Source organism: Nocardia cyriacigeorgica GUH-2, assembly GCF_000284035.1.
Classification (GTDB): domain Bacteria; phylum Actinomycetota; class Actinomycetes; order Mycobacteriales; family Mycobacteriaceae; genus Nocardia; species Nocardia cyriacigeorgica_B.
Genome location: NC_016887.1, coordinates 796,026 through 809,776, shown reverse-complemented (window position 1 = coordinate 809,776; position 13,751 = coordinate 796,026). Strand labels below are relative to the sequence as shown.

Below are 13,751 nucleotides of genomic sequence, written 5' to 3'. Positions count from 1 at the left end.
CTCTGCCCACCTAGCTGTCGAAACACGTCTTCGCCAGGCTTCCAGCGCTTCTGCCCATTCGCCAAACCGATATGCTGTGGCACTTATCACAAGCCTTGCCCACCTGCACCGACCCCAGATATCGGGGCAAGAATTCATGGGGCATTCACCAATGCTGGCAAGTACTGGTCACCTGACCAGCTAACTTGTGGCGTTTCCGGCCATGCCGAGCGGCCGTAGATCGGTGGGCGAGCCGAGCGCCCACCCACCGATCGCCAGGAATGTGCTCAGTCGCGCAGATCGGCGAGCGACAGCACGGTCTCGACACCCGACCAGGCTGCGGGCAAGGCCGCCGCACCGTCGACGACGACCGCGCGCAGATCCTCCAGCGCACCCGGGTCGATGACCTCGAGCCCGCCGCGGTCGGTCAGCACATGGGTGACCCACTCGTCGGCCAGCTCATCGGTGAGCGTGCCCGTCCCCGGCACCAGCACCACCGAGGCGCCCACCGAGCCCGCCGCGACGGCCTCGAGCACCGCCGCGAACGTGTCGGCGCCGCCGTGCTGGAACAGCCGCGATTCGAAGGTCAGCTCGGCGGCGGCGACGAACCGGGCGGACGCCGCCGCCAGGTCGTCGTAGCTCACCGACACCGCGCCGGCGTAGGCCAGATCCGACCCGCGCAGCGCCCGGGTGCGGTGGGCGTAGGTGACCGGACGCGGCGATTCCGCGGCGATCTCCGCGCGCACCGAGGTCTCGTCGAGCACCAGCCAGTCGATCCCGGCCACCGCCTGCGCACCGCCTGCGGTGAGACCGACCTTGACCTCCAGGCCCGCCGCTGTCGCCGCGCCGATCCCGTCGAACGGCACCACCGCGGCACCGGCCTTGAGCACCGCCCAGGTGGCGACCGCCGCGTCCACACCACGGTCCAGCCGCACCGCGACACCCGCGCCCGGGCCGCTGCCGCGGGCGATGAGCACCCGGGCCAGCCGGGACGACTGGGCGTCGAGGTCCTGGTAGGTGAACACGTCGGAACCGGAGACGACCGCCGGGCCGTCCGGATCGTCCTCGACGGTGGCGGCCAGCGTCTGGCTCAGCGCCGTACCGGCGGTCGGGGCGACCTCGGCCTGCACCGGCTTGGGTGCGGGCGGCGCCGTCATCCGCTCCCGCTCGGCGGCATCGAGGATGTCGATATCGGCGATGCGCACCTGCGGATCCGCCGCCACCGCGGTCAGGATGCGCTCGAAACGGCGGCCGAACGACTGCGCGGTGGATTCGTCGAACAGGTCGGTGGCGTAGGTCAGCACCGTGATCAGCTCGCCCGTGGTGCCGTCGGCGTCGTGGCGCGGATCGACATTGACCTGCAGGTCGAACTTCGCGGCGATGGCGCCGGCGTCCAGCGCGGTTACCGTCAGGCCGGGCAGTTCCAGGCTGGGCTGCTCGTTGTTCTGGAACGACAGCACCGTGCCGAACAGCGGGTTGTGCGCGGTGGCCCGGCCGGGCGCGACCACCTCGGCGACCCGTTCGAACGGGATGTCGGAGTTCGCGAACGCCGCCAGATCGGTGTCCCTGGCCTGGTCGACCAGCGCGGCGAAGCTGCCGCCCGCCTCGACCTTGGTGCGCAGCGCCAGCGTGTTGACGAACATGCCGACCAGATCGTCGAGCGCGCGTTCACCACGTCCGGCGATCGGCGTGCCGACGGCCACGTCCGAATCACCCGACAGCCGCGCCAGCAGTACCGCCAACGCGGCGTGCACGACCATGAACAGCGTCGAATTGTGCTCGCGCGCAATCCGGGTCAACGCCTGGTGCACGTCGGCCGACAGCGCGAACCCGGTCGAGGCGCCGCGCATGGACGGGATCGCCGGACGCGGACGGTCCAGCGGCAGTTCCAGCTCACCGCTGAGACCGGCGAGTTGCTCGCGCCAGTACGCCAGCTGCCGGGCGGCGATGGAGTTCTCGTCGTCATCGGTGCCGATGACCGCGCGCTGCCAGATGGCGAAGTCGGCGTACTGCACCTCCAGCGGCGACCAGCGCGGCGAATTGCCGCCCCGGCGCGCCAGATAGGCGGTCATCAGGTCACGGGCCAGCGGCGCCATCGACGCGCCGTCGGCGGCGATGTGGTGCACCACCATCGCGAGCAGGTACTCGTCGGCGCCGTTGCCGAGCAGCAGCGCGCGCACCGGAACCTGTTCGGTGACATCGAATCCGGTGGACATCAGCTCGGTGATCCGGCTGATCGGATCCGAGGTGGTCACCATCTCCAGCCCACCGGGCATGGCCGCGCTGACCGGCAGGATCTCCTGATAGGCCACCTGGTCCCCCGCGGCCGCCGGGTAGCGGGTGCGCAGGGTCTCGTGCCGTTCCAGCACATCGGCCACCGCGTGCCGCAGCGCGGGCACATCGAGCGAGCCGGACAGCCGGATGGCCAGCGGGATGTTGTAGGCGGGTGAGGCCGGATCGAACTGGTTGAGCACCCACATCCGCTGCTGGGCCAGCGACAGCGGCGCCCGGTCGATGCGCTCGGCCCGCGTGAGCGGCGGCCGCGCGGCACCGCCACCGGCGCCCGGTTCGATCCGGGCCGCCAGTTCGGCGACCGTCGGGGCCTCGAACAGCTCGCGCACCGCGAGACCGGCGTCGAGCGCCTCGTTGATCCGGGCCACCGCGCGGGTGGCCAGCAGCGAGTTGCCGCCGAGACTGAAGAAATCGTCGTCGAGGCCGACTTCGGCGGCGCCGAGCAGACCGGCGAACACCTCGGCCACGGCCTGCTCGACCGGCGAGCCCGGGGCGCGGAAGGTGGCGCCGGAGACGAACTCCGGTGCCGGCAGCGCCCGGCGATCGAGCTTGCCGTTGGGGGTCAGCGGCAGCGCGTCGAGCACCACGATGGCATCGGGAACCATGTAGCCGGTGAGGAATTCGGCGACCTCGGTGCGCAGGGCGACCGGGTCGAGTTCGGTTCCCGGCGCACGGTCGGCGGCGGGCACCACGTAGCCGATCAGCCGGTCGCCGGTGTGTTCGTCGGAACGCACCAGCGCCACGGTCTGGCCCACACCCGCGCACCGCTGCAGCGCCGCCTCGATCTCACCGAGTTCGATGCGGAAGCCGCGCAGCTGCACCTGCTGATCGCTGCGGCCGGCGTATTCGAGATTGGCGCGGCCACCGAAGCCGACCCAGCGGCCGATATCGCCGGTGCGGTACATCCGCGAACCCGGTGCGCCGAAGGGGTTGGCCACGAACCTGGTCGCCGCCAGCCCCGGACGGCCGAGGTAGCCGCGCGAGAGCTGTTCGCCGGCCACATAGATCTCCCCTGCCACACCGACGGGCGCCGGGTGCAGACGGTCGTCGAGGACGAAGGCGTCCAGGCCGGGCAGCGCCCGCCCGATGACGCTGGCCGGGTTGTCCACCAGCTGTTCGTCCACCGACAGGAACGACACATGCACCGTCGTCTCGGTGATGCCGTACATGTTCACCAGCCACGGCGAGCTGTTCTCCGCCGAGTCCGGGCCGCCGTGGCGTTCGTACCAGCGGCGCAGTTGACGCAGATCCAGCGCCTCACCGCCGAAGATCACGTAGCGCAGCGCGAACTTGCCCTCGTCGTCGGGATGCACCGCGCGGTCGGCCTCGGCCAGCTGATAGAACGCCGACGGCGTCTGATTCAGCACCGTCACCTGTTCGCGAATCAGCAACTCACGGAACTGCTCCGGCGAACGCGAGGTGAGATAGTCGACCACCACGACCGCACCGCCGTTGGCCAGCGCGCACCACAGCTCCCACACCGAGAAGTCGAAGGCGTAGGAGTGGAACAGCGTCCACACGTCCGATTCGTCGAACTCGAACATCAGCTGGGTGTTGGCGAACAGCTCCACCACATTGCGGTGCGCGACGCCGACACCCTTGGGCACGCCGGTGGATCCGGAGGTGTAGATGACGTAAGCGAGGTTGTCCGGGCGCAGCGGCGCGATCCGGTCGGCATCGGTGACCGGTGCGTCGGCGAAACGATCGGTGTCCTCGATCAGCACCACCGGAATATCGCCCGCCGGAACCGAATCCAGCTCGGCGGCGGTGGTCAGGATGCAGGTCGGCCGCGCGTCGCCGAGCATGAACTCGAGCCGCTGGGCCGGGTAGGTGGTGTCGATCGGCAGGTAGCCCGCGCCCGCGGTGAGCACACCGAGCAGCGCGACCGGCAGCTGCTCGGTACGCGGCATGGCCACGGCCACCAGGTTTTCCGGCCCAGCGCCCTGCGCGATCAGCGCACGCGCCACCCGATTGGCGCGGCGCTGCAATTCGCCGAAGCCGAGGGTGATGTCCTGGTAACGGATGGCGTCGGCGTCGGGGCGCCTGCGGGCCTGGATCTGGATCAGGTCGACCAGCGTCACCTCGGGAACCGAGACACCCGGGGTGTTCCATTCGTGCAGCACCAGTTCGCGCTCGCCGGGGGCGAGCACGTCCACGTCGCCGACGACCGCGCGGGAATCGGCGGCCGCGGCGGCCAGAATGCGGCCGAACCGGTCGGCGAAATCCTGCACGGTGGCGGCGTCGAACAGATCGGTGGCATAGGTGAACGCGGCCGACATGCCCTGCGGTGCGCCGTGCCGATCGATGTTCTCCACCAGCGCCAACTGCAGGTCGAACTTCGCCAGCGGCACCGCCAGATCCACCCCGGCCACCTTCAGGCCCGGCAGCTCCAGCTCGGTCTGGGCGAGGTTCTGGAAGGTCAGCATCACCTGGAACAGCGGATGCCGGGAGGCCGAGCGCACCGGGTCCAGCAGCTCCACCAGGCGTTCGAACGGGACGTCGGCGTGGCCGAAGGCACGCACATCGGTGTGGCGGACCGCGGCAAGCAGCTCGTCGAAGCTCGCGCCCGGATCCACCTCGGTGCGCAGCACCAGGGTGTTGACGAACATGCCGATCAGATCGTCGAGCGCGGCCTCACCGCGGCCGGCGACCGGCGTGCCGATGGCGATATCCCTGGTACCCGACAGACGGGCCAGCAGCGCGGCGAGTGCGGCGTGCACGACCATGAACAGCGTCGAATTGTGCTGGTGCGCAAGGCGAGTCAGCGCCGCGTGGATGTCGGCGTCGATCTCGAAGGCCAGCGTGGCGCCATGGTTGGACGCCACCGCCGGGCGCGGCCGATCGGCGGGCAAGTCCAGCTGCTCGGGCAGCGCGGCCAATTCCTTGCGCCAGTAGTCGATCTGCTGGGCCAGCACCGATTCCGGATCGTCCTCGGCGCCGAGCACCTCGCGCTGCCACAGCGCGAAATCGGCGTACTGCACCTGCAACGGCGGCCATTCCGGCGCACCGCCGCGGGTGCGGTCCACATAGGCGCTCATCAGGTCGCGGGTCAGCGGGCCCATGGAGAAACCGTCACCGGCGATGTGGTGGATGACGCAGATCAGCACATGTTCGGTCTCGCTGAGCACCAGCAGCCGCAACCGCACCGGCGGCGCGGCGGTGACGTCGAAACCGGCGGTCACCGCGGCGGCCACCAGTTCGGGCACCTGTGCCTCGGTGGCGGGCTCGACGGTCAGGGCCGGGATGGCGCGCGGATCGGCGGTCGGGAGCACCAGCTGGTAGCCCTCGCCGTCGACCTCGGGGTAGCGCGTGCGCAGCACCTCGTGCCGTTCGGCCAGATCGCGCACCGCGGCGCGCAGCGCGTCCACATCCAGCCGGCCCGACAACCGCACGGCCACCGGGATGTTGTTGACCGCGCTGCCGGGATCGAAGCGGTTGAGGAACCACATCCGCTGCTGGGCGTACGACAGCGGAATCCGTTCCGGGCGCTCGACGGCGGTCAGCGCGCGACCGGCGGCCGAACCCGAATGCTGTTCCACCCGCGCGGCCAGCGCGGCGACGGTGGTCGCCTCGAACAGCAACTGCACCGGCACCCGCACATCGAGCGCCGCACCGATACGGGCGGCGGCCTGGGCGGCCAGCAGCGAGTTGCCGCCGAGCTCGAAGAAGTCGTCATCGGCGCCGACGCGGGTGGCGTCGCCGGAGACCAACAGGGCCGCGAAGACGTCGGCGACGATCTCCTCCACCGGCGTCGACGGCGCGCGGAAGGCCCGTGCGGCGAAGACCGGTTCGGGCAGCGCGGCCCGGTCCAGCTTGCCGACCGGCGTCAGCGGAATCTCGTCCAGCACCATGATCGACGCCGGAATCATGTAGCCGGGCAGCGATTCACCGATGAAGTCGGCCAATTCGCCGGTGTCGACGGTGGTTCCGGCGCGCGGCAGCACATACGACACCAGCGCCGTCGCGCCCGAGGGCAGCGTCTTGCCCAGGGTCGCGGCGAAGTCGATATCCGGATGCGCGGTGAGGGCGTTGTCGATCTCGCCCAGTTCGATCCGGAAGCCACGGATCTTGACCTGGAAGTCCGAGCGGCCCAGATATTCGATGACGCCCCCGTCGGGCCCACCGGTCTCGGTGCGACGCACCAGGTCACCGGTGCGGTACAGCCGGGCGCCCGGGTTGCCGGTATCGGCCCCGAAGGGGCTGGCCACGAAGCGCTCGGCGGTCAGCCCCGGCCGTCCCAGATAGCCCTGGGCCAGCGCCGGACCCGACAGGTACAGCTCGCCCACCACACCGGCGGGCACCGGCCGCAGCCGCGAATCCAGCACGAACGCACCGACACCCGGAATGGCGGTACCGATGGTGATCGGCCCGTCCGGCGTCATCTGCGGGGTGCTGGTGGCGAGGATGGTGGCCTCGGTGGGGCCGTAACCGTTGTAGAAGGCGTGCTCACCGGCCCAGCGCCCGACCAGCTCGGGGCCGAACTTGTCGCCGGCCACCACCACGACCTCGAGATCATCGAGCCCGGCCGGATCCACCGATTCCAGCGCGCCCGGGGTGATCAGCATGTGCGTGACCTGCTCGCGGCGCAGCAGATCGGCCAGCTCGAACCCGCCGAACACCGACGGCGGCGCGATCACCAGCGTCGCACCGGAGGTGAAGGCGAGCAGCAGCTCCAGCACCGAGACGTCGAAGTTCGGCGAGCACACGTGCAGCACCCGCGAATCCTCGGTGACCCCGTAGTGCTCGCGTTCGGCGGCGACCAGACCGGCCAGACCGGAGTGGGTGACCACCACGCCCTTGGGGCGCCCGGTGGAACCGGAGGTGTAGATGACGTAGGCCGGATGACGTTCGTCGAGCGGACGCACCCGGTCGGCATAGGAAATCGGATGGTTGGGCCGCTTGGCGATGCGCTCGGACACCACCGGATCATCGAGTTCCACCCAGTACACGCCGGTGCCGAGCACCGGGCGATGCGCCGAGGTGGTCAGCCCGATGACGGCGCCGGAATCGGCGACGATGTGATTGATCCGGTCGGCCGGATAACCGGGATCCACGGGCACATAGGCGGCGCCGGTCTTGGCCACCGCCCACACCGCGAGCACCGATTCCAGGCTGCGCGCGATCCCGATCGCCACCACATCGCCTGGACCGACGCCGCGGTCGATCAGCTCCCGCGCGACCTGCGAGGACTGCTGGTCGAGTTCCTGATAGGTGAGGGTGCGCTCGTCGGCGGGCTCACCCGTCGGGTTGAACCGGATCGCGACCGAGGTGGCCGAGGATTCGACCGCCGCGGTGAGCAGCTGTCCGAACAGCGGGCTGCCCGAGCGGCGGCGACGGCTACCACGAGCGGAACGACGGGCAGTTTCCATTCGAGTGCATTCACCTCTCGCGTAAAGCCAGAACCCGGCCCTGCCCCAGATCCAGGGCGTCGTCAGCCCGGGCCGGCGCGGTCCGGGCCATCATATAAGGGCATGCGATATTGCCACGCCCGCTGCATCGGTTGCCCCCGGTATATCGGGACGGCCGATCCGATGTTGCAGTAGTACCCGTTCTGATGAATCTCGTCACAACCAGCCGCGCCGGATCGCCTGCACACCCGCCTGGAACCGGGTGCTGGCGCCGAGGCGCTCAAGCAGCCGGGCGGTGCGGCGGACCACGGTGCGGCGGGACATGCCGAGCCGGCGGGCGATGGTGTCGTCGGTGGCGCCAAGGCCCATCAACGTCAGGATGGCGCGGTCGCGCTCGTCGAGGTCGGTGGCGGTCGGGTGCACCGAGATCGGCGCGGCCAGCGACCACAGCACGTCGAAGGTCTTGACCAGCAGTTCCAGCCCGGGTGAGCGGGTGATGCGCAGGCCCATCGGGTCGGAGCGGCGTTCGTCGGCGTGCAGCACCAGGCTGGCGCGCTCGTCGTCGGCGACGATCAGTTTGAACGGCGGCTCGGGCAGCGTGCGCGCGCTCGCGCCGCGGGCATTGGTGGCCAGTGCGTGCCGCAGCCGCTCACCGTCTTGATAGATGGTGTCCTGGTAGAGGGTGCGGTAGCGGATGCCGTCACCGATGCGGGACTGTTTGAGTTCGAACAGCCTGCGCTCGCGTTCCACATCGCTGAGGAACGGCCCGCGTTCGATCACCTTCACCGAGCGCCGGGCGTTGACCTGGAGTTCTTCGAAATCGGCCAGCATTTCCAGCCGCTCGTACACCGGTACCACCGCACCCGCACCGCGTGGTGAGCGGCGCACGGAGCGGAAGGTCTGGCTCAGCCGCGCGGCGGCGGCGTGCATGGTGGCGATCTCCTGCTGACGGCGCCGGGCCTCGGCCTCCGACAGCGCTTCGGGCGCGTGCGCGTCCCAGACAGGGGTGCCGTCGGCGTCGGTGAGCCGCACCGCGGCCTGCACCTCGCAGAGCCGGTCCAGCGCGCAACGCGCCTGCGCCTCGGAGACGTCGAGGTGGTCGGCGATATCGGCGAGCCGGGAGCGGGGATGGTGCACCAGCAGGGCGTACAGCCGGCCGTGCAGCGATCCGGGTTCGAATATGTCGGCCAATTCGGTCATCGGGCGCACCTCGCGGTGGGCCGATGGTGCCGAGATCCGGGCAAGCGCCAATGTCTCAATTGTCCAGGAGAAGGGGTCGCGGCCGGATCAGTGCGACGACGGGCCCCACTCCATGGGCACGCCCTTGGACGCCAGGTACGGAATCGGGTCGATCTTGGCGCCGCCCTGATCCCAGATCTCCAGGTGCAGGTGCGGGCCGGTGGACTGGCCGCGGTTGCCGACGGTGGCGATGACGTCACCGGCGTTCACCCGCTGGCCCGCCTGCACGAACATGTCGTTGACGTGGCCGTAGACGGCGGTGGTGCCGTCGTCCTGGAGGATGCGGACCCAGAGCCCGAAGCCGGAGGCCGGGCCGGCCTCGACGACGGTGCCGCTGCTGACCGAGTGGATCGGCGCGCCGAGCGCGTCGGCGAAGTCGATGCCGTAGTGCATCGCGCCCCAGCGGCTGCCGTACGAGGAGCTGATCGCGCCGGCGACGGGGCGCACGGCGGGGGCCGGAGCCACTTTCTGCTGCAGATCCTTGAGCACCTGCTCGGCCTGGGCCAGCGGGCCGGCGATCTCCGGCGGCAGACCGCCGATACCGAACGGCGCGGCGACCGGAGCGGGCGCGGCGACCGGGGCGGCCACCGGGGTGACGGCCTCGGCGATCGGCGCGGGCGCGGCGGGGGCCTCGGCGGCGGGCGCTTCGGCGGCGGGCTCGGCGAAGGAGACGGGCGCGACGTCGTGGTCGGCGTCGTTGTCGTTGTGCGAGCCGGGCAGCAGCGGCGAGGCGTAGGCGATGGCCGGAGCGATCTGGGAGGCGGTGCCGATCAGCGCACCGGCGGCGACGGCGGCGGTGGCCGCGGCCTTCACCCGCTCGACGCGGCCGGCTTCGGCGCGATGCCGCGTCGGGCGGCCCGCGGCACCATCGCCGATGAGGCTGGAGACGGTAACGGAACTGGGGCCTACTCGGTGCTGCGGCAAAGCTTCGTCCTAGCGTCCGATGAACAATGGTCACGGATGCCGATCCCGGTGCCGACCGTTCGAGTAACGATCTGCCGGAACCGAGCGAAATAACGTTTCGGCATCCGTCGTGACGGGAACTCTACCCCGTCGTGACCATTTCGCAACCTTCGATGCCGTTTCAGTCACGTCTGCGCAGAAAATCGCAGGTCAGGCGCGCCCGCGAACGGTAACGGCGGCAGACTCGGATCGTGATCATCGACGACATCGACGTACCGATCGTGCTCGCCCCGATGGCGGGCGGACCCTCCACTCCCGAACTCACCGCTGCGGTCGCCGAGGCCGGCGGATTCGGCGTACTGGCCGCCGGCTACCTCACCGCGAGCGCCCTCGCCGAACGCATCGCCGCCACCCGCGCGGCGACCACTCGGCCGTTCGGGGTGAATCTGTTCGTCCCCACCCCGCCGACCCCGCCCGCCGCGTACGCCGGATACCTCGACAGGCTGCGCGCGCGGTTCCCGGTGGGCGAGCCGAAGCACGACACCGACGACTGGGACGCCAAGCTCGACCTGCTGACCGCCGAACCCGTCGCCGTCGTGACGTTCACCTTCGGCTGCCCGTCCGCGGCCGAGGTGGCGAGGCTGCACAAGGCGGGCTCGGAGGTCTGGGTGACGGTCACCGCCCCCGCCGAGGCCGCCATCGCCGTCGAGGCGGGCGCCGATGTGCTCATCGCCCAGGGCGCCGAGGCGGGCGGCCATCGCGCCACCTTCGTCGACCGGGTCGACGACGACGCCACCGATCCCCTCGCCCTGCTGACCCTGCTACAACTGCTCACCGCCGCGACCGACCGCCCGGTCATCGCGGCGGGCGGCCTGGCCACCGGCGCGGGCATCGCCGCCGCGCTCGCCGCCGGTGCGTGTGCCGCCCAAGTCGGCACCGCGTTCCTGCGCTGCCCCGAGGCCGGCACCAATCAACTCCTGCGCGAGGCCGTCGGCACCGCGACCCCGACCATGCTGACCCGCGCCTTCACCGGACGACGCGCCCGTGGCGTCCGCAACCGCTTCCTCACCGACTACACCGCCGGCGCCCCCGTCGCCTACCCGGAGATCCACTACGCCACAGCGCCGTTGCGAGCAGCCGCCCGCACCGCCGGTGACGCCGACGCGGTGAACCTCTGGGCCGGCCAAGCACATTCGCTGACCAGGCAACTCCCCGCCGCCGAGCTGGTCGCCACGCTGGCTGCCGAGACGAAAACCGCGCTGGAGTCGGCACTTTCACGACGAATCCAGTCTTGTTGACAACGACTTTCGTTTAGAATCGAGTCGCCGATCGCAGCGAACCGACAGGAGAGCGCTATGTCCCTCGATGTCCCCACCGCACTGCTCGAACGCGCCGAACGCGGCGAAATAGACGACGCCGAATTCGTCGAATGTGTCAAGAACTCCCTGCCCTACGCCTGGGAAGTGGTCAGCCGGGTGGCCGGTGAATTACAGGAGGGCACGGCGGAATTCGCCGACAACGAGGTACCGCCGCCGGACGAGGTCGCCCGCGGTCAACTGCTGCGCGCCCTGGCCTCCGATGCGATTCGCGGTGGCCTGGAACGGCATTTCGGGGTGAAGCTGGCCTTCCAGAACTGCCACCGGGTGGCGGCGTTCCCGCTGTCGGCCGTCGGCGGCGAGACCTACACCAAGTTCATCAGCACCCGCGCCCAGCTGCTCAACCAGAGCCCGGAACTACGTAACTGCTAGGCGCCCTCGTGTATACGGTGTGCCAGCGCCGTACACAGCGAACGGCCCGCTCGGATTCGAGCGGGCCGTCCGTCGTAGCGGGGGTCAGCCGAGGGTGATCACCGAGAGGTCGCCGTCGGCGTACTGGGCGCGCAGGCGCTTCTTGTCGAACTTGCCGACGCTGGTCTTGGGCACCTCGGCGATGAACGTCCACCGTTCCGGCAGCTGCCATTTCGCGAACTTGGCCGCCAGGAACTCACGCAGCTCCTCGGCCTGCTTCTCACCGGCCTCGGCGCCCTCGGTGAGCACGATGGCCACCAGCGGGCGCTCGTCCCACTTCTCATCCGGCACACCGATCACCGCGGCCTCGGCCACCGACTGGTGACCCATCACCGCGTTCTCCAGATCGACCGAGGAGATCCACTCGCCGCCGGACTTGATCACGTCCTTGGAGCGGTCGACCAGGGTGAGGTAGCCGTTGGGGCTGATCTTGCCGACATCGCCGGTGCGCAGCCAGCCGTCGTCGAACTTGTCCGGGTCGACCGGGGATCCGTCGGGCGAATAGTAGGAGCCGGTGATCCACGGCCCGCGCACCTCGAGCTCGCCGAGGGATTCACCGTCGTTGGGCACCACGCTGCCGTCGTCGGCCACCAGCCGCGCCTGCACGCCGGCCGGGAAGCGGCCCTGGGTGACCCGGTAGGCCCATTCCTCTTCGCCTTCCACACCGGCGGGCGGATGCGCGACGCTGCCCAGCGGCGAGGTCTCGGTCATGCCCCAGGCGTGCACCACTCGTACGCCGTGCTTTTCCTGGAAGTCGCGCATCATCGACGGCGGCACCGCCGAGCCGCCGACGACCACCGACCGCAGATGCGTGATGTCCTGCGGCGCGGCGGCCAGCCCGGCCAGCACGCCACCCCAGATGGTGGGCACCGCGGCGGCGAAGGTCGGCTTGACCTCGGCCATCATCTCCAGCAGCGGACCCGGCTGCAAGAAACGGTCCGGCATCAGCAGATTCGCGCCCGCCATCAGTGCCGCGTACGGCAGGCCCCAGGCGTTGGCGTGGAACAGCGGCACGATCGCGAGGATGGTGTCGGTGTTGTAGAGCCCCATGCCGTTGGGCGAGGCGACCTGCATGGCGTGCAGCCAGTTCGAGCGATGCGAGTAGACGACGCCCTTGGGGTCGCCGGTGGTGCCGGAGGTGTAGCACATCGCGGCGGCCGAGCGTTCCTCGATGACGGGGAAGTCGAAGCTGTCGGACTGCGCGTCGAGCAGTTCCCGGTAGGAATGCACCTGTACGCCCTCGGGTGCGGTGAGGGTGGCGGCGTCACCGTTGGCGACGATGACGTGGCGCACCGTCTTCAATCGGGGCAGGTACTGGGCGAACATCGGCACCAGCGTCCCGTCCACGATGACGACCTGGTCCTCGGCGTGGTCGGCCACGAACACCAGCTGGTCCGGGAACAGCCGGATGTTGAGCGCGTGCAGCACCGCCCCCATCGCGGGCACCGCGACATAGGCGACCAGATGCTCGTTGTTGTTCCACATGAACGTGCCGACCCGATCGCCCTCGCCGATCCCGAGCCCACGCAGCGCGTTCGCCAGCCGCGCCGCATCGGCGCCGACCTCGCGGTAGGTCATGGTCCGCACGCCGTCCCCGGTCCAGGTGGACACGGTGGCATCGCCGACGAACGTCGACGCGTACCGCAACAACGTCGCCAGCGACAGCTGGTCGTCCTGCATGGTGCTCAACATCGGAAAAGACCCCTCACTCTCGGGCGAACGGCCATGCCAAGGCACTCCGACCAGGGCATGAGCCACATCACACGGGAGCCTACCAAGGGTAGGCAGGTGTGGGGTGGGGTAGGTCACAAGCCCTGGCCGGGGTCGGGCTCGCCCTACGACTCCGCAACCCCGTCCGCTTCGGGTAGCGCTACGGCGTTGATGTCGGTGCGGGTCTAGACGAGCCGATCGATCGAGCGCCGACGATCGAATGGGGCGCCGATGGGAACCGATATCAACCCCTCCGGTCCGGCGTGCCGGCGGCACCCCCAGCTTGCCGCCGGCACCGGGCTCCCGAACGAACGGACCCGTCTCGTGTCTAGTGGCCGGTGCCCGCTCGCGCCAACTCCGGCGGCGAAAAATAGACCCGACCGAGACCTGTGCGAATTGCATCTCGAATGACTCGCCGCGACCGATCCACCCGACAGCGCTCTGAACTGCGGTTTCTCTGCGACACCAGGCATGTTCGACGGCAGGGGATTCA

Annotated in this window: 6 protein-coding genes; 2 read left to right on the top strand and 4 right to left on the bottom strand. The window is 70.0% G+C overall.

Annotated features, from left to right (window positions below; translation table 11 throughout):
• Positions 1-266 precede the first annotated feature (266 nt).
• From NOCYR_RS03820 to NOCYR_RS30245, 3 genes are all read right to left on the bottom strand, one after another.
• The gene (locus tag NOCYR_RS03820; protein WP_014349038.1) at positions 267-7,640 is read right to left on the bottom strand and encodes a non-ribosomal peptide synthetase; all 7,374 of its coding nucleotides are present in this window, start codon (positions 7,638-7,640) and stop codon (positions 267-269) included.
• A 195-nt stretch (positions 7,641-7,835) separates the two neighbouring features.
• Positions 7,836-8,819, bottom strand: coding sequence for a LuxR C-terminal-related transcriptional regulator (locus NOCYR_RS03815; protein ID WP_014349037.1), 984 nt, complete (start codon positions 8,817-8,819; stop codon positions 7,836-7,838).
• A gap of 87 nt (positions 8,820-8,906) precedes the next feature.
• Positions 8,907-9,782 carry a M23 family metallopeptidase gene (locus tag NOCYR_RS30245; RefSeq protein WP_014349036.1) on the bottom strand — a complete coding sequence of 292 codons (876 nt, stop codon included), beginning with the start codon at positions 9,780-9,782 and terminating at the stop codon, positions 8,907-8,909.
• 230 nt (positions 9,783-10,012) lie between these two features.
• Between NOCYR_RS30245 and NOCYR_RS03805 the strand changes: the two genes are divergently transcribed.
• Together NOCYR_RS03805 and NOCYR_RS03800 are read left to right on the top strand one after the other, a co-directional pair.
• On the top strand, positions 10,013-11,059 hold the full coding sequence (locus NOCYR_RS03805; RefSeq protein WP_014349035.1) for an NAD(P)H-dependent flavin oxidoreductase: 1,047 nt from the start codon (positions 10,013-10,015) through the stop codon (positions 11,057-11,059).
• Between the two features lie 57 nt (positions 11,060-11,116).
• Positions 11,117-11,509, top strand: a complete 393-nt coding sequence (locus NOCYR_RS03800; protein ID WP_014349034.1) for an SCO5389 family protein — start codon at positions 11,117-11,119, stop codon at positions 11,507-11,509.
• A gap of 84 nt (positions 11,510-11,593) precedes the next feature.
• Here the strand turns inward: NOCYR_RS03800 and NOCYR_RS03795 are convergent, their stop codons facing one another.
• On the bottom strand, positions 11,594-13,240 hold the full coding sequence (locus tag NOCYR_RS03795) for a long-chain fatty acid--CoA ligase (RefSeq protein ID WP_014349033.1): 1,647 nt from the start codon (positions 13,238-13,240) through the stop codon (positions 11,594-11,596).
• Positions 13,241-13,751: the final 511 nt, after the last annotated feature.